19 protein-coding genes and 1 pseudogene are annotated in these 18188 nt (G+C 61.6%); 6 read left to right on the top strand and 14 right to left on the bottom strand.

What is annotated here, in order from left to right:
* The first annotated feature begins 7 nt into the window (after positions 1-7).
* From nrdD to CD04_RS0112735, 3 genes are read left to right on the top strand one after another with little or no spacing between them, the layout of a single operon-like run.
* Positions 8-202 (top strand): anaerobic ribonucleoside-triphosphate reductase, encoded by a 195-nt coding sequence (gene nrdD / locus CD04_RS25045; protein WP_031407332.1) that lies wholly within the window; start codon positions 8-10, stop codon positions 200-202.
* Between the two features lie 14 nt (positions 203-216).
* Positions 217-900: an anaerobic ribonucleoside-triphosphate reductase activating protein gene (locus tag CD04_RS0112740; protein ID WP_038167788.1), complete on the top strand. Its 684-nt coding sequence runs from the start codon at positions 217-219 to the stop codon at positions 898-900.
* A gap of 36 nt (positions 901-936) precedes the next feature.
* Positions 937-1953 (top strand): peptidase U32 family protein, encoded by a 1017-nt coding sequence (locus CD04_RS0112735; protein ID WP_031407328.1) that lies wholly within the window; start codon positions 937-939, stop codon positions 1951-1953.
* A gap of 377 nt (positions 1954-2330) precedes the next feature.
* Here CD04_RS0112735 and CD04_RS25270 read toward each other — a convergent pair whose 3' ends face one another.
* Positions 2331-2711, bottom strand: a complete 381-nt coding sequence (locus CD04_RS25270) for a hypothetical protein (protein ID WP_369792808.1) — start codon at positions 2709-2711, stop codon at positions 2331-2333.
* Between CD04_RS25270 and CD04_RS25265 the strand changes: the two genes are divergently transcribed.
* Complete coding sequence (locus CD04_RS25265; RefSeq protein WP_369792807.1) at positions 2701-2868, top strand: transposase; 168 nt, start codon at positions 2701-2703, stop codon at positions 2866-2868. The two genes, CD04_RS25270 and CD04_RS25265, sit on opposite strands and share 11 nt — an antisense overlap.
* Positions 2869-3669: 801 nt before the next feature.
* Here the strand turns inward: CD04_RS25265 and CD04_RS0112715 are convergent.
* From CD04_RS0112715 to CD04_RS25040, 3 genes are all read right to left on the bottom strand, one after another.
* Positions 3670-4470, bottom strand: coding sequence for a thiazole synthase (locus tag CD04_RS0112715; protein WP_051849158.1), 801 nt, complete (start codon positions 4468-4470; stop codon positions 3670-3672).
* Positions 4471-4512: 42 nt separating this feature from the next.
* Complete coding sequence (locus CD04_RS0112710) at positions 4513-5769, bottom strand: D-amino acid dehydrogenase (RefSeq protein WP_031407322.1); 1257 nt, start codon at positions 5767-5769, stop codon at positions 4513-4515.
* Positions 5770-6117: 348 nt separating this feature from the next.
* On the bottom strand, positions 6118-6240 hold the full coding sequence (locus tag CD04_RS25040; protein WP_255333618.1) for a hypothetical protein: 123 nt from the start codon (positions 6238-6240) through the stop codon (positions 6118-6120).
* 44 nt (positions 6241-6284) lie between these two features.
* Between CD04_RS25040 and CD04_RS0112700 the strand changes: the two genes are divergently transcribed.
* Complete coding sequence (locus CD04_RS0112700) at positions 6285-6485, top strand: hypothetical protein (protein ID WP_031407321.1); 201 nt, start codon at positions 6285-6287, stop codon at positions 6483-6485.
* A 152-nt stretch (positions 6486-6637) separates the two neighbouring features.
* On the opposite strand, the gene metE is transcribed toward CD04_RS0112700, so the two are convergent.
* Positions 6638-8929, bottom strand: coding sequence for a 5-methyltetrahydropteroyltriglutamate--homocysteine S-methyltransferase (gene metE, locus CD04_RS0112695; RefSeq protein WP_031407319.1), 2292 nt, complete (start codon positions 8927-8929; stop codon positions 6638-6640).
* 100 nt (positions 8930-9029) lie between these two features.
* On the opposite strand from metE, the gene CD04_RS0112690 reads away from it, so the two are divergent.
* A complete protein-coding gene (locus CD04_RS0112690; RefSeq protein WP_031407318.1) occupies positions 9030-9917 on the top strand; it encodes a LysR family transcriptional regulator in 888 nt (295 codons plus the stop codon).
* A gap of 260 nt (positions 9918-10177) precedes the next feature.
* On the opposite strand, the pseudogene CD04_RS0112685 reads toward CD04_RS0112690, so the two are convergent.
* The 9 genes and pseudogenes from CD04_RS0112685 to CD04_RS0112630 form a co-directional block, all read right to left on the bottom strand.
* Positions 10178-10726, bottom strand: a pseudogene (locus tag CD04_RS0112685) (winged helix-turn-helix domain-containing protein); the annotation flags it as partial.
* A complete protein-coding gene (locus CD04_RS21855; protein WP_231480575.1) occupies positions 10702-10857 on the bottom strand; it encodes a hypothetical protein in 156 nt (51 codons plus the stop codon). The gene CD04_RS21855 and the pseudogene CD04_RS0112685, both read right to left, overlap by 25 nt.
* Positions 10835-11998: an aldehyde dehydrogenase family protein gene (locus CD04_RS0112675; protein WP_051849157.1), complete on the bottom strand. Its 1164-nt coding sequence runs from the start codon at positions 11996-11998 to the stop codon at positions 10835-10837. The genes CD04_RS21855 and CD04_RS0112675 overlap by 23 nt, the downstream gene beginning before the upstream one ends.
* A 567-nt stretch (positions 11999-12565) precedes the next feature.
* Positions 12566-13597 (bottom strand): GGDEF domain-containing protein, encoded by a 1032-nt coding sequence (locus tag CD04_RS0112665; protein WP_081857928.1) that lies wholly within the window; start codon positions 13595-13597, stop codon positions 12566-12568.
* Positions 13598-13958: 361 nt separating this feature from the next.
* Positions 13959-14570 carry an EAL domain-containing protein gene (locus tag CD04_RS22665; RefSeq protein WP_197033094.1) on the bottom strand — a complete coding sequence of 204 codons (612 nt, stop codon included), beginning with the start codon at positions 14568-14570 and terminating at the stop codon, positions 13959-13961.
* Positions 14571-14638: 68 nt separating this feature from the next.
* Positions 14639-15043: a hypothetical protein gene (locus CD04_RS0112650; RefSeq protein WP_031407306.1), complete on the bottom strand. Its 405-nt coding sequence runs from the start codon at positions 15041-15043 to the stop codon at positions 14639-14641.
* A gap of 13 nt (positions 15044-15056) precedes the next feature.
* Positions 15057-16022, bottom strand: coding sequence for an FHA domain-containing protein (locus CD04_RS0112645; RefSeq protein WP_031407304.1), 966 nt, complete (start codon positions 16020-16022; stop codon positions 15057-15059).
* Between the two features lie 10 nt (positions 16023-16032).
* The gene (locus CD04_RS0112640) at positions 16033-16452 is read right to left on the bottom strand and encodes a hypothetical protein (protein WP_031407302.1); all 420 of its coding nucleotides are present in this window, start codon (positions 16450-16452) and stop codon (positions 16033-16035) included.
* Positions 16453-17010: 558 nt separating this feature from the next.
* Entirely contained in the window at positions 17011-18174 is a 1164-nt protein-coding gene (locus CD04_RS0112630) for a cysteine desulfurase family protein (protein ID WP_031407298.1), read from the bottom strand.
* Positions 18175-18188: the final 14 nt, after the last annotated feature.

Here is an 18188-nt window from a genome sequence, read left to right as displayed (position 1 = left end):
AAAAGCAATGACACAAGCGTCTCATACCATCCCGGCGAGCACGGAAGCAGTCGAATTGCTCGATACGGAACGCCAGCCTTGCGAAGTCTGGACACGCGTCATGGGCTATCACCGACCCGTGTCAAGTTTTAACGTTGGCAAAAAGGGGGAGCATCACGAGCGCCTGTTCTTCGCTGAACAACGCTGTGCCCTGGACGCATAACTTGAGATCGTGGCATGGACATGCTGCGCGTCGGCGGGATCACCGCGCTAACCACTATCGATTTCCCCGGGCGTCTCGCTGCGGTGGTTTTTTGCCAAGGCTGCCCATGGCGCTGCGGTTACTGCCACAACCCCAATCTTCTTGATGCTGGCGGGGGTGCGCTCACGATGCCCTGGGCTGCTGTCATGGCTTTCCTGGAGCGGCGGCGGGGCTTACTCGACGGCGTCGTATTTTCCGGAGGAGAACCCACATTGCAGGCGGCGTTGCCCGATGCCATGCAACAAGTCCGACGCCTGGGTTTTGAAGTGGCCTTGCATACGGCAGGTATGTACCCGGAGCGCCTTGCCACAGTCCTGCATCTAATCGATTGGGTGGGTTTGGACGTTAAGGCTCCTTGGCTGAGTTACGACGCCATCACTGGTGTTCCTGGCAGTGGCGAGCGGGCACGGGAGTCCCTGAGGCGGGTCTTGACCCATGGAGTGGCCTACGAATGCAGGACAACCTGGCATCCGGGTCTTTTTAGCGAAACCGAGCTTCTGTCCATGGGCACGGATCTTGCGGCTCGCGGTGTACGCCATTGGGTTGTTCAAGCTTGTCGTTTGCCGGGACAGTTGGGTGCGAGTCAGGCAAGCTTGAATCTCGAGAGCCCTACGGTGCGACTCCTGAGCACGCAAATGCCGGGCTTTGCGCTGCGATGAGCAGCGCCGCACAATGGAGGAATCTTGATGACATCGATGCAATCCACCGTAAAAAACCGACCTGAACTGGTCTGCCCCGCAGGGTCCTTGCGTGCACTGCAAATGGCGGTGGATGCCGGTGCGGACGCTGTGTATCTGGGGCTGCGCGACGCCACCAATGCGCGTAACTTCGTGGGACTGAATTTCGATGACGGACAGATTCGCGCTGGCGTCGCTTACGCCCATGAACACGGTGTCAACGTTCTGATGGCGCTCAACACCTTTGCCGGCGCTGATGACACCTCACCCTGGTTCCGCGCTGTCGATCGCGCAGTCGAATTGGGCGCCGATGCACTGATCGTGGCGGATACCGCGGTGATGGCCCATGCGCGGCGTCAACACCCGGTCATGCGGCTTCACCTGTCCGTGCAGGCTTCGGCAACGACTTATGCAGCTATAGCGTTTTACCGTGAGCGCTATGGCATTCAACGCGCAGTTCTTCCCCGGGTACTGACCTTATCGCAGGTCGCACATGTCATCCGGAATGCCGGCGTTGACATCGAGGTGTTCGGCTTCGGCAGTTTGTGTGTGATGGTTGAAGGCCGTTGCGCGTTGTCGTCCTACGCCACCGGGAAGTCCCCCAACAATGCTGGCGTTTGCTCGCCACCCTCTGCAGTGCGTTGGATCGAACGGGCCGGCGCCGTGGAGGCGCGCTTGAACGATGTTTTGATCGATCGGTACGCGTCTGATGAGCCTCGCGCCTACCCGACATTGTGCAAGGGTCGATTCGAGGTCAATGGTGTGCGCGACTATGCGCTGGAAGAACCCACCAGTTTGAACACCCTGGAGTTGCTGCCGCAGTTGATTGATGCAGGCGTTAAGGCCATTAAGATCGAGGGCCGCCAGCGCAGCCCCAGTTACGTTGCCGAAGTCACACGGGTCTGGCGAGCCGCCATCGACTTGGCGGTCTCATCCAATCGCTATGCAGTCCTCCCCGCATGGTCCGAGCAGCTGAACCGCTGGGCCGAGGGCCAGCAGCACACTCTCGGCGCGTATGACCGGCCATGGCGGTGACTCGCCGGACCTGACGGCACAAAGTTTTCTGGAGAGTGGGCATGCCAGAAATCGAAACTCCCGCAAGAATCCCACTCACCGTGGGCTCAGGCCAGTATTGGTGCCCAGATCCGTATTGACGGATTTTTACGCACATGTCGCCAACACGGTGGCTGACACCGACGTATTGGGGGAGTTGATCTGCTCACGACGCTGGGGAGATGAATCTCGCGGATTGGCTAGCCTTGGCGCGCGATCTCCAAGGCGCGGGCAAGGAGGGCATCCTTACCACCCAGGCTCTGGTCATGCGCGAAGCAGAGTTGCGTTCGATGCGCGACCTTCAGGCGCTCCGCCGGCCCTCGATGCGATTCGCCCCGATCAAGAGCATCGAGCCGCAGTCAGTACTCTCGCCGCACCGGGTGCGCCAGGGCTTCGTCAAGGCCTGCACCGCGCAGGCCAACCAGATCCGCGGGTTGTTGGGTGAATTCGGGATTGTTGTAGCCCAGTGCATCGCGTACATCACGCAGCGCGCTCCTGAATTGATGGAGGATGCAAGCAGCGAGCTCCAGGGCTCGTTCCGCCAGCTCATGGATCGGCTCCTCGAGCATCTGCGACTGCTGCATCAGCAGGTCGAAGAGATCGAGATGCAAAGCAAGGCGAGGCATCGGGATAACGAGATGAGCCAGCGCCTGGAGAAGATCCCAGCTATCGGCCCTCTTCCAGCGAGCGCGCTGCTCGCCACGTTTGGCGACGCGAGGAACTTTGACAATGAGCGTCAACGCTGCAGCGTGGCTCGGTCTGGTGCCCCGACACCATTCCAGCGGCGGCAAGCAGAACCTGCTGGGTATGAGCAAGCGGGGCGAGGCGTACGTGCGTACGCTTTTGATCCATGGGGCGCGATCCGTGATTTACCGTGCGAGACAGAAGGCGACCTGAGGAGTTGGGTCTTCGCTGTGACCTCGCGTCGGAACAAGAACATCGCGGCCGTGGCGCTAGCCAACAAGACTGCCCGCGCCGTTTGAACGTTTCTGGCACACGATCGGCAGCTCCGGCCCGGTGACGCAGCTGCTACGGCAGCCGCGTCACCGGGCCGTCCACAAGCGTATCGAGGAATCACACCGTGAAGGAGACTGCACCACGTTCGCTCCGACGATTTCGAACTGATGGCACAACAGGCAAGACCGTGGTCGGCGCATCGCAAGCCAGACAAGGCGCCCAGAGCGCGTGTAAGCGATCGAAATGCTGACCAGCAAAACCCATCAGAGAAAGCGAGTCCATCTGGCGCTGGAAGTCCGAATGTATGGGAGCAATTTTTCCTTCTTCTGATCATCATGAACCGAAAGCCTGGCAAACTGGAGCGTCCATGTAACTCCAGCGAACTCCTGTTGCAGCGTGCCGGGCGCATTCTGACGCAGAAGATGCTGCCGCTGCCCTGACCATGCTGCCGAGCGAGGCCGTGACCATGCGGCTGCCGTGAATAACCAGCCAGATGAATGGGCTATGGCAATCGAGGCTGGTCGCGGATGGCGCGGAACACGCTGCTCTGTCAGCTCCATCCCGTGTCGGCGGCAACATCTCCGGTGGCAAATCGAGGCAGCAAAAAGGGCTCGTCACCGCTGCTCAACGCCACGCGTTTGGGCGCCATGAGGCGCGAACTGTGGAGGGGGCCAATCGGTCCGGCCTAGATGGGGTGGGCCGCCCGTCCTACCCTACGCCGTGACGCGTCGCCACGTCGCATCATGCTCCCACTGGCGTGCTGGGTATCGCGCGCTCGCTCTTTCCGATCACGCCGGCCCGCCAGGCGCTGCGACCGGCTTGCACCGCGGCGGCAAACGCACCAGCCATCTCCACCGGGTCGCGCGCCCGCGACACGGCTGAACACAGCAGGACGGCATCGAAACCGAGCTCCATGGCCTGCGCGGCATGCGACGGCGCACCAATGCCGGCATCGACGATTAGGGTCGCCTGCGGCATGCTCTTGCGCAGCGCCTGCAGGGCGAACGGGTTCAACAGTCCTTGGCCGGAGCCGATCGGCGCCCCCCACGGCATGAGCACGGCGCAACCAGCGTCGAGCAGGCGCTTGCAGCTCACCACGTCGTCGGTGCAATAGGGCCAGACCACAAATCCGTCGCGCACGAGCACACGCGCAGCCTCGACGAGCTCCACCGGGTCGGGTTGCAGCGAGTCGCGATCGCCAATGACCTCAAGCTTGACCCAGTTGGTTTGGAAGATTTCGCGCGCCATCATGGCGGTCTCGATCGCGCTGCGCGCGTCGTAGCACCCGGCGGTGTTCGGCAGCAGCCGCCCGCCGCTTTCGCGCAGCGTGTCGAGCAGGGTCGGCACAAAACTTTGGTCCTCGCCGCCGCTGGCGATCCGCTTGAGGCCGACGGTGACGATCTCGGCCTCACTGGCCACGATGGCGTCGCGCATGCTCTGCGCCGAGGGGTAGCTGGCGCTGCCGAGCAGCAGTCGGCTGTGCAGCGTGACGCCATCGACCGACCATCCGGCGTCGCGAGCTGATTCCTGTTTGTTGATCATCTTGAGCGTTCCTACCGATGCATGATCCGCCGCCGGCGGATGCTAGGTTCCCGTGAAGGCGAAGGCCACGTCGGGTCGGCGGCCCCCAACGATGCTTGCCAGGCCGGCCGCCGAGCCGCAGGCCAGTGTCCAGCCGAGGCTGCCATGGCCCGTGTTGAGATAGAGATTGCGCAGTCGGCTGCGACCGACGATGGGCACGTTGCCCGGGGTCATCGGTCGCAATCCGGCCCAGTAACGGGCGCGGGAGACATCTGCTGCGCCTGGAAACATCGTGTTGACCTGCGCCACAATCGCCGCGCAACGCTGGCTGTCCAACTCGCGCGTCCAGCCGCCGACCTCGGCCGTCCCCGCCACCCGCAGTCGGTCACCCAGGCGCGAGAAGACGAGTTTGTGCTGCTCGTCGGTCAGCGATACCTGCCAGGCAGCGCCGGCATCGGCGACCGGGAGCGTGACCGAATAGCCTTTCACCGGGTAGAGGGGGAGGTGAAGGCCCGCAGTCTTGGCGAGCTGCGCGCTCCAGCACCCGCAGGTCAGCACATAGGCATCAGCCGTCATGCGCTCGAAGCTTCCGTCGGGGTTCGTGAGCTCGACATGATCCACGCTGTCCGCGGATCGGCGTAGCGCTGTGACGGTGCGGCCGAATCGGAACCGCACGCCGTCGCGCTCGCAGCTCGCCGCCAGTTGGCGCGCGAAGGCGTTGGCATCGCCCGATTCGTCATCCGCGGTATAGGTGGCACCCACCAGACGTGCGCGCATCGATGCAAGCGCCGGTTCGATGCGCACCGCCTCGGCAACACCAACCACCCGTCTCTCGCAGCCGAGCTCGCGCATCTGGCGGGTGCAGTGGGCTGCCCCGTCGAGTGCTCGCGCATCCGTGTAGAGATGCAAGATGCCCCGGCACTGTTTGTCGTAGTGCAGGTCGCGACGTTTGCGCAGCGCGCGCAGGACCTCGCGGCTATACAGCCCCAGCTGAACGAGCTCACGCATGTTGCGCGCAGTGCGCCAAGGCAGGCACTCCTGGAGAAAGCGAAGGCACCAGGCCCATTGCCGCGGGTCGGCGCGCAGGCGCAGACGCAGCGGTGCATCTTCGTGCCCCAACCAGGCAAGCAACTGCCGTGGCACGCCGGGATTCGCCCAAGGCTCGGCGCCGCTGACCGAGATCTGGCCTCCATTGGCAAAGCTGGTGCGTGCCGCGACCTGGGCTTGACGTTCGATGACGGTCACCTCGTGCCCCTGCTCGCGTAGAAAGTACGCGGATGCGACGCCAACAACCCCGGCGCCGAGCACGATGATCTTCATGGATGTCCCTCGATGCGGCAGACTCCGCACCAAGGCGGCGGCAGCGGTGATTAGAAACCGCAGCCGACGCCGGAAAGTTGACTTGGCTCAAATAAATCGATATCGAAGGCGCCCCGGGCGCCTGGCAGCCGGCGAACTCACGCGATTTAATCGGAAACTGATCATGCCAACCTATCGACGATGACAACGATCGCTCATGCGGTGTCTTCCGCGATTTCTGCTCTTGCCAGGATCGAAGTGCGCGAGCCGGCCTCGCGGCATCGACGTTGGCTTGAGCAAAAAAATCTCGCGTGCCGATCCCGCAGTGATCGCCCAGGCATCATGCAGAGCGCTTCTCCGCCCGGCCAATCAAGCCACCGGCTTGGTCATGGCTTCGATCGACAGCCTGTTCATTTTGGCGTCGGCGTCAACAGCCGGCGCGATGAAAACATTGAGAAGCCAGTCTTGAGCAGGCCCGAACGTGTTAGACATGTGAAATCTAAATATATTTCACACAAATCCTCAAGGAAGTCATCATGGCTGTCACCACGTTCAATGTCGATCCGAAACTTGATCAGACGCTCGAAGCGCTGAAGACCCACTACGACGCGAGTTCGAAAGCGGAGATCCTGCGCAAAGCCGTCGCATTGCTCAACGTCGCTAGTCGCAGTGAGCAGGAAGACGGTTCGGTCATCATTCGTCAGGATGGTCAAGACGTGAAAATCATCTTGCGGTGAATCCGTTTGCGCCGGGGAGCCGTACGATCAAACCCAACGAGGAAGATGTCGGTGCCGTTAAAAGAGATCGCGGCAGATCAAGGCTGTGCATAGAGTTCCTGAATGGCGGCCATAAGGGGCGTCGGGATTCAGGTCGCGATTCGTTAGGTCATTTATGCTGTTTTGCGCAATTCCTTGGCTGCAGCGACCATGTTGCGCAAAGCCGGGATTACCTCTTGCCATTGACGGGTCTTCAGGCCACAGTCCGGGTTCACCCAGAGGCGTTCGGCGGGGATGCGCTTGGCCGCAAGCTTCATCAGCGATTCAATGTGCTCCTGGGTCGGGATGTTGGGCGAATGGATGTCGTAGACACCCGGTCCGATCTCGTTGGGGTAGTTAAAGTCGTCGAATGCATCCAGAAGCTCCATGTCGGAGCGCGAGGTTTCAATCGTGATGACGTCGGCGTCCATGTCGGCGATGGACGCGATGATGTCATTGAACTCCGAGTAGCACATATGGGTGTGGATCTGCGTCTCGTCGGCAACACCGTTGGCGGTGATGCGGAACGACTCGACAGCCCAGTCGAGATAACGTTCCCACTGCGACTTTCGCAAAGGCAGTCCTTCACGTAGCGCAGCCTCGTCGATCTGGATCACGCGTACACCGGCCTTCTCCAGGTCCATGACTTCGTGGCGGATCGCAAGCGCAAGCTGGTAGCAGGAGGCTGAACGCGGCTGGTCGTCACGCACGAAGGACCAGTTCAGGATCGTGACCGGACCGGTCAACATTCCCTTCATCGGGCGCTGCGTGAGTGACTGCGCGTACCGAATCCATTCGACAGTCATCGTTTTCGGGCGAGTGATGTCGCCGAACAGGATTGGCGGCTTCACACAGCGCGATCCATAGGACTGTACCCAACCGAGCTTGCTGAACGCGTAGCCTTCCAACTGTTCGCCGAAATACTCGACCATGTCGTTGCGCTCGGCTTCGCCATGCACCAGCACGTCGAGATCCAGGGATTCCTGTTCCCGCACGCAGCGTTCGATCTCGGCGTGCATCGCTCGCCTGTACCCGTCATCGTCAAGGCGGCCGGCTTTGTACTCGCTACGGGCGTGCCGGATCTCGGCCGTTTGGGGGAAGGATCCGATCGTCGTGGTCGGATAGGCGGGCAGATTCAGCAATTCAGCCTGCCTTGGGGCACGTTGCGAGTAAGGATTCTTGCGCCTCCCCAGCTCTGGGGTGATTCCGAACAGCGCCGCCTTGACATCCGGATTGTGTACGCGAGGCGAGTTGCGGCGCGAATCGATCGCCGATTTGTTGGCGTCGAGATCGCCCGCGACCGACGCCCGCCCGGTCCGCAGCGCTTTGGCAAGGATCTTAAGTTCATCGAGTTTTTGCCGCGCGAAAGCCAGCCAAGATTTCACCTCGGCGTCGAGCCTGTCTTCGCTGTTCAGGTCGACCGGGACATGCAGCAGCGAACACGATGGCGCGATCCACAGCCGATCCCCCAGCCGCTGCGCAATGGGCTCGAGCCAGTCAAGCACAGCGGTCAGGTCGGTCTTCCAGATGTTGCGCCCATTGATCACCCCCAAGGACAAGACCTTGTACGGCGCCAGCAGGTTCAGCAGAGGAGCCACGTCCTCGCGGCCGTTGATGGCGTCGAGATGCAGGCCATCGACGGGCAGATTGGCCGCCAGATAGCGGTTCTCCAGGAGTTCGCCGAAATAGGTCGCGAGCAGGATCTTGATGCGCCCATTGCGCAGTCGGCGGTACGCAATGTTGAAGGCCTGCTGCCAGTCGAGGTCAAGTTCGGTGACCAGGATCGGCTCGTCGAGTTGAACCCACTCCACGCCCTGTTCGGCCAGTGCGTCCAGAAGTTGGGCATAGACGGTGACGAGGCGCGGCAGGAGGGCCAGACGCTCCGAGTCATCCTTGGTCTTGCCGAGCGCCAGATACGTCACCGGGCCCACGATCACGGGCTTGGCCTTGAACCCCGCGCGCCGTGCTTCCTCCAACTGAGCGAGCAGGCGCGAGGCGTCGAGCTTGAAAGTGGTGTCGGCAGTGAATTCGGGGACGATGTAGTGGTAGTTGGTATCGAACCACTTTGTCATCTCGCCAGCGGCTACCTCGGCACAACATCCGGCATGTCCGCCGCGCACGTTGGCCGAGCGACCGCGTGCAACGCGGAAGTAGTTGTCCAGAACATCGTCCGTGAGCCCCCGCGCGCGCTCGGGGATGTTGCCTAGCATGAAGGTCATGTCGAGCACATGGTCATAAAAAGAGAAGTCACCTGCTGCGACCATGTCGATGCCTGACTGATCAGTCCAGTTTTTTTGGCGCAATTCGCCTCCGGCTGAGGCGAGTTCATCGCGAGATGACAACCCCTTCCAGTAGGACTCGAGGGCGAATTTCAATTCACGTTTGGCCCCGATGCGCGGGAAGCCGAGATTGTGGGTAGTGACCATGTCTTTGACCGATTTCTGGGTATAAGAGTCGCCATCGTAACGAGCACATAGTGTGACGTAAAATGATCATTTATCAAAAAGATATGACCATGGGTCATCAATGATCGAGCGAATACATTTGGCCATCGTGCGCGAGGTCGCCCGTGTGGGCACGCTGACATCCGCAGCCGACACCCTGTGCCTGACGCAGTCGGCGCTGAGCCATTCGATCAAGAGGCTGGAACAGCAACTTGGAACTGCAATCTGGGTTCGCGACGGTCGAACCCTGCGGTTGACGCAGGCAGGGGAATACTTCCTGGCCGTCGCCAACCGCGTCTTGTCGCAACTCGCCTTGGCCGAGGAGCGCCTGGAGCAGTTCGCTCAGGGCGAGCGTGGGACCTTACGCATCGGCATGGAGTGTCATCCCTGCTATCAATGGCTGCTGAGGGTGGTCTCACCGTTCTTGTCGTCATGGCCCGATGTGGATGTCGACGTCAAGCAGAAGTTCCAGTTCGGCGGCATCGGAGCCCTGTTCGACCATGAGATCGATTTGCTGGTCACTCCGGACCCGCTGCACAAGCCAGGCCTCGTCTTCGAGCCTGTATTTGACTATGAGCAGGTCCTGGTTGTCGGTGTGGACCACCCCTTCGCGCAGCAGGTATGGATCAAACCTTCCCAGTTGAGCGAGCAGGTCCTGCTGACTTATCCCGTCAGCGTTGATCGATTGGACATCTACGGTCTGTTTCTGACCCCAGCGGGGATCTCTCCGCGCAAGCACAAGACAATCGAGACCACCGACATCATGCTGCAGATGGTTGCCAGCGGGCGTGGCGTTGCGGCGCTGCCCCGTTGGCTCGTCGATGAACAGGCATCTCACTTTGCTGTCGTTCCCGTGCGGTTGGGACAGAAGGGGATCGCCAAACAAATCTTCATTGGTTACCGGAAAGCGGAAGTTGCCACGGACTATCTTCAGGGTTTCGTCAAGTTAGCTCGCGAATGTCGCTGCTGAGCAACTACTCAAGGACTGTTCTGGGTCACACTTCCCGAGCCTTCTCAACTGACAACGACTCATCAGTAACGCAATTGGGTTCTGGGACACCATCTCCAAATTGGCCAAGGACTAAAGTGCTCTCGCGGGAGGCGCTCCGGAGAGGGTGTCGCGGGTGCGGAGATGTGGTGAGTCCTGTGTTGAAGATCGAGGCAATCGGTCTCGGTCTTCGACAGGAGATGTGATGGATGCCTCCCTCCCTACGGGGATTGAGACAGGAGCACGGTGTCGGCACGAAAGCCCGACTCGTCCCAGAAGAAGATGTCGGCCCCGTCCTGGCGTGCCTGCCGGGCGATGTCGGGGAAGACCTCGCGCTGCCAGCGCTCGATGGCCTCGGGGTCACGCTGGTCGGCACGCTGCAGGGGCTTCTGTGGCGTGAGTCCCAGTCGGGCCAACAAGGCGCCGATGGCACTCAGCCCCAGCGTGATGCCAAACTTGTGCTCGATGAGTTCGCCCACCACAGCGCGGGTCCACAGCCCAAAGTCCAGGCCATATTGCCGAGGGTCGCGCCCGTTGCCCCACCGGAACACCTGACCCTCCTGCCTGGGTGTCAAGGTGCGCGGTCGCACCCTGGCGGGTGTGGAGCGCAGGGCGCGAATGCCAAGGCCCGGTTGCATCGCCGCCTGCAGCCATTTGTAGATCGTCGTGCGGTTGAACCCATAGGCTTCAATCACCTTCGCCGCAGGTTCACCTTCACGAACCCGCTCGCTCGCGCAGGCACCTCCTGCCCTGCCAACTGCGCACGCTAGGGCGGTGCGTGGGACAGCCAGCCCCGAAGCTGCCCGTAGCTGACGCCATGGCTTTGGGCAAAAACCTCGGCACTCGCACCGCTGGCCTTGAGTTCATCGAGGATCGCCAAAATCTCCCCAATCCTCTCCTCACTGAGCTTGTCTGATCGCATGCAGCCTCCCAAAACCCCAAGCTTCGCTCAGCCGTCCGCCACCGATCAGCAGGCGAGCGCCTTTGTTCAGCGCATCCTGGACGTGGCGTTCAGCTTTTTGTAGAGCATGCTCATGCATGAGAGGGCCAAGCGAGACCCCGCTCTCTAATCCATTGCCGACCTTCAATTGCCGTGTCGCCTGGACAAGAGCCACCAAAAGTCGATCATAGATCCGATCATGCACGTACAGGCGGTTGGCCCCGACACAGGTCTGCCCGCCATTGCGAAATTTGTTGCTCATCGCACCTTGGATGGCGGCATCGAAGTCGGCGTCATCAAAGACGATGAAGGGCGCATGGCCTCCAAGTTCAAGCGCAAGCCTTTTGCGGCTAGGAGCGACCAGCCTCATCAGGGCACGGCCAACCTCCGTCGACCCCGTGAATGAGATATGTTGGACTGCAGCATGGGAGCAAAGCATGCGTCCGATGGCAACGGACTCTGCTGCATCGGCCGTGAGCACATTGAAAACGCCTGGAGGAATGCCAGCTCGGTGCGCCAGCTCTCGGAGTGCCAGTGCTGTCAATGGCGTCTGCTCGGCAGGTTTGACGATCACCGGGCACCCGGCCGCAAGCGCCGGAGCCACCTTGCGCGTGATCATCGAGAGTGGAAAATTCCACGGCGTAATCGCAGCGCATACACCGACGGGCTGCCGCACGGTGATGAACCGCATTGCCGAGCTGTCGCCGGCTCGGGTCTCCCCACCCATGCGTTTGGCCTCTTCGGCGAACCATTCGAGATATGCAGCGCCGGCGATCACCTCGCCATGCGCCTCGACAAGTGGTTTTCCTTGTTCACTGGTGATGATGCGCGCCAAATCGTCGGCGTGAATCAGAACAAAGTCATGCCACCGCCGCAGCAGCGCGGCGCGTTGCTGGGCCGAAGAGCGGCGCCAAGCAGGCCAAGCAATGCTCGCGTCGTTCACAACCTTGGTAGCTTCGCAAGCGCCTGGAGACGGTACGCGACCAATGATGTCACCGTCGGCGGGGTTCGTGACCCACCGATATTGGGGCGGGTTAACCCATGGCCACACATCATCGACACTCGCCTGCAGAAGCGTCTGATCATGCAATGCTCGGAGCAGGAGGCCACGCGCCAATTGCATCAAGATCTCACGCCTTGCCGAAGGTCAGTTTGAGGAGGCGCTGATCGTGAATGTCCGCGGCTCAAAATTGAAGAGATGTGGTGTCTTGAATGGGTTGCATCGTCATCTTCTGGCCAACGATGGGGAACGCTGTTTTTGAAGGAAGCGATGTCGACCCGGTCAGACAGAGCGCCTGCCGATTCAGCGGAGCTTGTGGATCTTCGGTGAGTTTGGCGAAGTGAACGATCGTTGGAAGCGGCATTGATGGCCGCGGCCACTTCATTCAATTGGCGGTATTGGTGATATTGTCCCGATCCGGTCCCCGAGCAAGGTTGACTCGCATCAAACAAAGTCTGGTTTTATGGTGCGCGGCAACATCAACGATCGGGCCATGGGCCGGGCGGTCATGGGCTGAACGTGACATTGCGCCATCGACGGCAAGAGACCGCGCGTCGATCGTGCAAAAGACAAATCAGCCATGCATTGGCGATCGCCATGCTGCGCTCTGGCGACCGTCGAATGATGGGCTGGGTTGGCCGTCAGGGTACCAACCGCCTGCGCCCCAGAAGGGGGGCCGGAATGGGGACGTCAATGCTCGAGCCTTTGCGCCTCAGCTATCAGCGCATCAACTTCGCGGTCATAGAAGGACCAGAAGCACTCGCGGTGGGACTTGCTGGTGCGGGCGTTGTGCATGGCCTGCTGGGCATGGCGCAACAGCTCCGGCGCGTCGACGTTGTCATCGGGGAACACCGTGATGCCGATGCTCAGCGGACATTGCCACAGCACCGTATCCGACAGCGTGTAGGGCAGGTTCAAGTCCATCTGCAGGCGCTCAAGCAGGGGCGCGACGGCCTCGATGCGGTAAATATCTTCGAGCACCACGGCAAAGCGGTCGCCTTCGAGTCGCACCACAAGATCGGTCTTGCGCAGTGCATTGCGCAGCCGGTCGGCAAGCTGCTGCAGCACGGCATCGCCCACCGCGTTGCCCTGCGCCGCGGTCAGGGCGCTGTAGTCATCGAATTCCAGCAATCCCACCAAGACCTTGCTGCCATGCCGACGCGCGCGAGCCAGGGCGCTGGGCAGCATTTCCTGGAGTACATCGCCGTTGAGCGAGCCGGTCAGGGCGTCGCGCAACGGGCTGCGCTCAAGCTGGCGTCGCACGCGTTCGGCCGCCTGTCGATAGCCTTCCATCTGCCAGGCCTCGTCGCGGCGCAAGCGCTTGTACAAGGCGCCCATGAGTGGGCGGCGTTGAGCCAGCGACAGATCGGCGGCAAACGTCTCGAACTCGGCGGCAAACAGCGACGATGTGGTCATGATCCACATGGGTGGCAGACCCCAGCGGTAGTACAACGCCCCGATCTCCACCATGCGGTGCTGCAGTTGCTGCGTGTACTCCGAGGCCAGCAGTTCGCGGTAATGATCGGTCTGCATGCTTGCCAGCTCGAGGCGCTGATCCTTGCTGAGCCCAGCCAATGCACCCTCGTCGTCGGCCTGCGCTTGGATTTGCTCAGCAAAGGTCCTCGCAAACGCGTCCAGCCTGCTGAGCAATTGTGGCGCGCCCGCCACCAAGGCCTGCACTTCATCGGCAGTGAGTTGCAGGAACTCCATCAGAATTTGCATCGCTTACCTCGACAGTGAGAGTTTCGCTGAGTGGTGGGCATGCTGCCGAGGGTCCAGAATTCTGATGGAAATGTCGGGCGCTGGCGCTGCAAGACATCAATCGAATGACTGGACTCAGTCTGGCCGAAATGCGAGGTCACCGTCATCCATGCCATCCAAGAAATAAGCAAATGTGTGAATTTGGCCACACCCGGTGAACCTGGCGCGATTCGAGCGTTCCGCTTGTGAATCCGCGCGCCACGTCAAGCGCCTTGCGCTCTGAACGCGCTTGTGCGGACATCGCACTCCGCGACAGTGGGTCGCTTGGGTGGCAAGCTCATTCCTCCTCGAAAACGTTCGCTTCACGGCGTTCGATTCTCCTTCACGCGTGCCACAAGCCATTGCAAAAGCTTGTGCGAAGCATTGGCAACGTCCGTACCCGCTTGAATTTGTGGGCCGTCCAGGCGGCAGCTTCGGTGTCTTGCCATCCCTGTTCCATGAATAGAAGTGTGGTCTGTGCATGATCAAGCGACAGGGTCTGCGCCAAGCGGCGGGAGTGCATCACCGCCCAGTGGTTCGCCAGTGCCCCAAGAAGAGTGTGAATCGTGCCTGGCACCGCCGGCATCCGGAACTGGCGGATCCAATCCGGAACAGCGTCCGCGGGCATGGGATGCGCCAGCGCATAACCTTGGCCCTTGGTGGCGCCCAGTACCATCGCCGCTTCGACCATGCCGACGTCTGCCAACCCTTCGACCACCACCGTTCGATTCAGGTCCTGCCCCGTCTCGATGAGTGTGGAGATCAGACCAACGGTCTCCAGGGGCGAGAGGCGCCATTCGCTGAGCAGATCCTTGTCGATCTTGACCACATCGAAAGGCAAGGCAGACAGACGCTTGAGGCTGGAGTAACCGGCGCCGAGATCGTCCATCGCCAGTTTGACACCAAGACGCACGAGTCGGTCGATGGCCTCGACCTGGGTCTGCTGATCGATCAACTCGGTCTCCAATACAGCGCTTGCCACCCAGTTTGTCGATCCACGGTTTCACCATGACGAGGCGCTATTCATCGTGGCCGGTGCTCGCGCAACCAACTGACAAACACGCCTTGCCCGTGATCCTCGGCGCGTGAGCCGGGTTGACACCGCTCGACATCACACTGCAGCAGGCGGCCGACACCCGTGGCGAGTCTTCGCTCCAGGGTCACCGGCTCACCCGGTTGCAGTGCAAAGTCAGTCTTGATCACGAGACGGCCAGGGCCGGAGTCCGCCACCACGGTGACGGGTACCCCCGAGGAATCAGCGCTCGACTTGACGTCTAGGCCCAAGTGCAGCCGCGCAGACCTGGCCTTGAAGGTGCCGCGGCTGTCCAGACGCAGGCCTTCAATCTTTTGCAACAAATCCTGCAAGCGAGGGTCGTCCCAATCGACGTCCACCAAGCTGCTCGTGGGGTCCTTGAAAGGGTGGGTCATGGCGAGTGGATGGTCATGCGACCGGAAGGGTCAGCGCGAAGGACTCGCGGGATCCGCGTCGGACGGTCGTCAGGTCGTGCCCCGCCAGTGGCGGCGTGACACTGAACAGAAGGTCGGGTGGTCGAGAGCCTTGAGGTTCTTCTCCAAGGTGCAACGATCCAGATCCGTCGAGTAAACCCACGCCGCGGACAATGCGTGTTATCGAACCCGTCCGATCGGTTTGCAGCCAGGTTCCGTTGCGGCTGGTGTCGAAGATCGTGTAATACCCATGACGCCAGGCAATGACCACGTGTTGGTGAGAGATGACAGCGGAATGGAGAACCACGTCGGCGCGCCGGTCTCTGCCGATGCGGATGGGGCGCCCTGGCGCGAGTGTCAGGTTCACACGCCCGTCAGGACTGCGCAGCTTGAGCCACAGGGGGGAGGCAACGCGGGGTGTTCCTGGTGCCTGCGCGTTCGCGACCATCCAGGCCCGACGCACGCCTTCCGGTTCAGACGCGGTGGCAGGTTGCAGTTGGCTGACGAACGTCTCGGGCAGTCGCGCGACGACAGCCTCGTCGAGCAGAGTCTGTCCATCGTTCGCACCTGTAGCCAAAGAGACCGCACGAAGCAGGGCCTCCCCCTCATAGGACGGTGGGCGACAAAGAACCGCCCCACAACTCAGTCCAATATCCAGAGCGAGCCGCAAATGCTCATTGAGATTTCGACACCATTGATCCAGATGCGCACGCATGGTCCTTGCGGCGCGCATGGCCTGCTCGGCTTGCTCGAATAAGACGAGCAGGGATGTGGAATCGAGGTGGACGACCAATCCGGATGCCGAGGCCGCGCTGTGCGCAAGGCGGTTGACGGTGCGATCCATGAAACCGATCGCCTTTGCTTCCCCCATGAGCACGAACAGCGCATGCGTGGCCGGGATCTGCGCACTCAGCGCCACCAGCTCAGGGACCGGGCGCAGGCCGCGCCATTTTTCGAACATGGGTCAGCTCCTACCGTGACGTCGCGGCAAGGAAGCTGGAAGTCAGATCGGAGGGTGCGAGCGTGCTGATCCAGCACGCCGCTGCGACGTCATCGGGGCGGCGCCCCGGGTGCGCGCATTCCAAGACATACAGCCCGTCGGGCACGTCGGATGCTCCGGGGATCGATTCGATCCAATAGGACGTCCCGGCGCGCAGTGCCTCGGCTGTGGCCACCCTGATGCGGCCCTGCTCGTCTTGGCCAACTTGCATGACCACGCGATCCTGCTCAGGGCGCTTGGCATCAATGAGCATCAGGGTCCGGGGTCGAAACCAACCACGAGGATCCTGCATCATTGCGTCAATCTCGCCAAGCCAGCCGTTGGTTGGCGGACTTGGCGAGATTGATGGCGCGGGATTCTCGGCGTCAATCCTTGGTTTGATCGGGTTCATCAGGGGAGTGATCTTCACGTGTCACACGAAGCCTAGGCCCGTGGGCTGTGCAAAATCCATGATTTCGCGCAAACAAGCCAGAGGCGGCAGACGAAAATTGGGCAAAGTGTGAAATTGTTCACGCGCGGAGGCGCCGTCCGGCCAGCCAATTGACTCGGCTGTCAGCAGGTCAGTCGTGTCGACCCTTGGCGCCAACGAAAAATTGATCGGCCTGTTGCCAACGATCGGCACGAGGGGGCCGCATCTGCAACGACTTCAACCTCACAGGCTGGGCTCGACCCCTGTTCTTGCGTGCGATCAGTCCAACGACACTGACCGCGTTTCCAGCTGCACAGCCCGAATCCTGCGGCCCATGATGACCACCGATCCGCATCCCTGGGTTTCCAATCCGCCATGGCTCGATCTGCCCTTGCCATTTCCAAGGCGGTTCGCAGGTCGGCGCCTATGGTGTTGTTGGCACCGGCCCCGTCCGATGTGCCTCGGCATTGGCTATCGGTCGTGTCGTGAAGGTTTAAACGCTAGGATTTCCGCGACGCGCTTCTGCTCTGGAGCTTGCCGTCAGTGACGCGTGTTCAGCAATGATCCGAGGACCCGCTGCACCGCGAGCAGTGCCGCGTCAATCTCTTCGGACGTGGTGTGGCGTCCAAGCGAAAACCGCACCGCACAACGTGCATGCTGGGGGCTCTCGCCTTGAGCCAGCAGCACATGGGACGGCAGGTCCCTGCCACTGCAGCAAGCCGAGCCCGATGCGGCGATCACCCCTGTGCGCTCCAACGCACGCAGCACGCGCCCGGCCTTGAGTTCTCCAAAACGCACCAAGCTCGTATTGGGCAGGCGCTGTGTGGCGCAGCCATAGATCGTCAGTGGCGCATTCAGTTGCGTCGAGCACTGTTTCAGACCTGATTCGAAACGCTCGCGCAGTGCGGTCATGCGATCGACGTCAGCGGCCAAGTCGAGCGCCGCACCCTCGGCAGCAGCGGCGAATCCCGCGATTCCCGGCAGGTTTTCGGTGCCGCCTCGCCGCCCGCGCTCCTGGTTTCCTGCCAGCAGCCCTGGCCAGTCCAGCCCCTTGCGCACCACGAGCGCTCCCACCCCCTTCGGGCCGTTGAACTTGTGCGCCGACACCGACCATAGATCCGCTGCGCTAACGGCAAAACGTTGCACGCTCTTGCCCACGACTTGCGTGGCGTCGACGTGCAGCAGCGCACCTTGCGCGTGGGCGATCTCGGCCAACTCCGCCACAGGCATGAGCACCCCCGTTTCATTGTTGGCGCCCATCACACTGACCAGCACTACGTCCGTGTCGATCAACGCATGCGCGGCCTGCAGATCGAGGCGGCCTTCACCGTCCACCGGGATCACGTCGACCGGACATCCGCTGTCGCGCACACGTGCGGCCAACGCCATCATGGATGGATGTTCAACGGCGGACAGCACCAGCCTGCGGCGCCCGCAATGGGCCCCGCGGCGGCGCGCATTGCAGGCACCGAGCACGGCCATGTGATTGGCCTCCGTGGCGCCGCTGGTGAACACCAGTTCAGTGGGGCCGCAACCCAGAAAACGTGCAATCCGAGTCCGCGCGTCCGCCAGCACGCGCCGTGCCGCCTGGCCTGGGCCGTGAGCAGACGAGGGATTGGCCCAGACGCGTTCGAGCACGTCACGCATCTCCTGGAGAGCTTCGGCTGCCACGGGGGTGGTTGCGTTGTGGTCAAGATAGATCATGGGCATCATGCGTT

Source organism: Thiomonas sp. FB-Cd, assembly GCF_000733775.1.
GTDB lineage: Bacteria > Pseudomonadota > Gammaproteobacteria > Burkholderiales > Burkholderiaceae_C > Thiomonas_A.
Note: the sequence above shows the minus strand (reverse complement) of the source record. Positions and strands in the feature narration are given on the sequence as shown.

What these genes read in the sequence shown, in the direction of transcription:
- nrdD (WP_031407332.1), top strand. Translation starts at nt 8, where the DNA reads ATGACACAAGCGTCTCATACCATCCCGGCGAGCACGGAAGCAGTCGAA.
- CD04_RS0112740 (WP_038167788.1), top strand. Translation starts at nt 217, where the DNA reads ATGGACATGCTGCGCGTCGGCGGGATCACCGCGCTAACCACTATCGAT.
- CD04_RS0112735 (WP_031407328.1), top strand. Translation starts at nt 937, where the DNA reads ATGCAATCCACCGTAAAAAACCGACCTGAACTGGTCTGCCCCGCAGGG.
- CD04_RS25265 (WP_369792807.1), top strand. Translation starts at nt 2,701, where the DNA reads ATGAGCGTCAACGCTGCAGCGTGGCTCGGTCTGGTGCCCCGACACCAT.
- CD04_RS0112715 (WP_051849158.1), bottom strand. Translation starts at nt 4,470, where the DNA reads ATGATCAACAAACAGGAATCAGCTCGCGACGCCGGATGGTCGGTCGAT.
- CD04_RS0112710 (WP_031407322.1), bottom strand. Translation starts at nt 5,769, where the DNA reads ATGAAGATCATCGTGCTCGGCGCCGGGGTTGTTGGCGTCGCATCCGCG.
- CD04_RS25040 (WP_255333618.1), bottom strand. Translation starts at nt 6,240, where the DNA reads ATGTCTAACACGTTCGGGCCTGCTCAAGACTGGCTTCTCAATGTTTTC.
- CD04_RS0112700 (WP_031407321.1), top strand. Translation starts at nt 6,285, where the DNA reads ATGGCTGTCACCACGTTCAATGTCGATCCGAAACTTGATCAGACGCTC.
- metE (WP_031407319.1), bottom strand. Translation starts at nt 8,929, where the DNA reads ATGGTCACTACCCACAATCTCGGCTTCCCGCGCATCGGGGCCAAACGT.
- CD04_RS0112690 (WP_031407318.1), top strand. Translation starts at nt 9,030, where the DNA reads ATGATCGAGCGAATACATTTGGCCATCGTGCGCGAGGTCGCCCGTGTG.
- CD04_RS21855 (WP_231480575.1), bottom strand. Translation starts at nt 10,857, where the DNA reads ATGCGATCAGACAAGCTCAGTGAGGAGAGGATTGGGGAGATTTTGGCG.
- CD04_RS0112675 (WP_051849157.1), bottom strand. Translation starts at nt 11,998, where the DNA reads ATGCAATTGGCGCGTGGCCTCCTGCTCCGAGCATTGCATGATCAGACG.
- CD04_RS0112665 (WP_081857928.1), bottom strand. Translation starts at nt 13,597, where the DNA reads ATGCAAATTCTGATGGAGTTCCTGCAACTCACTGCCGATGAAGTGCAG.
- CD04_RS0112650 (WP_031407306.1), bottom strand. Translation starts at nt 15,043, where the DNA reads ATGACCCACCCTTTCAAGGACCCCACGAGCAGCTTGGTGGACGTCGAT.
- CD04_RS0112645 (WP_031407304.1), bottom strand. Translation starts at nt 16,022, where the DNA reads ATGTTCGAAAAATGGCGCGGCCTGCGCCCGGTCCCTGAGCTGGTGGCG.
- CD04_RS0112640 (WP_031407302.1), bottom strand. Translation starts at nt 16,452, where the DNA reads ATGAACCCGATCAAACCAAGGATTGACGCCGAGAATCCCGCGCCATCA.
- CD04_RS0112630 (WP_031407298.1), bottom strand. Translation starts at nt 18,174, where the DNA reads ATGATCTATCTTGACCACAACGCAACCACCCCCGTGGCAGCCGAAGCT.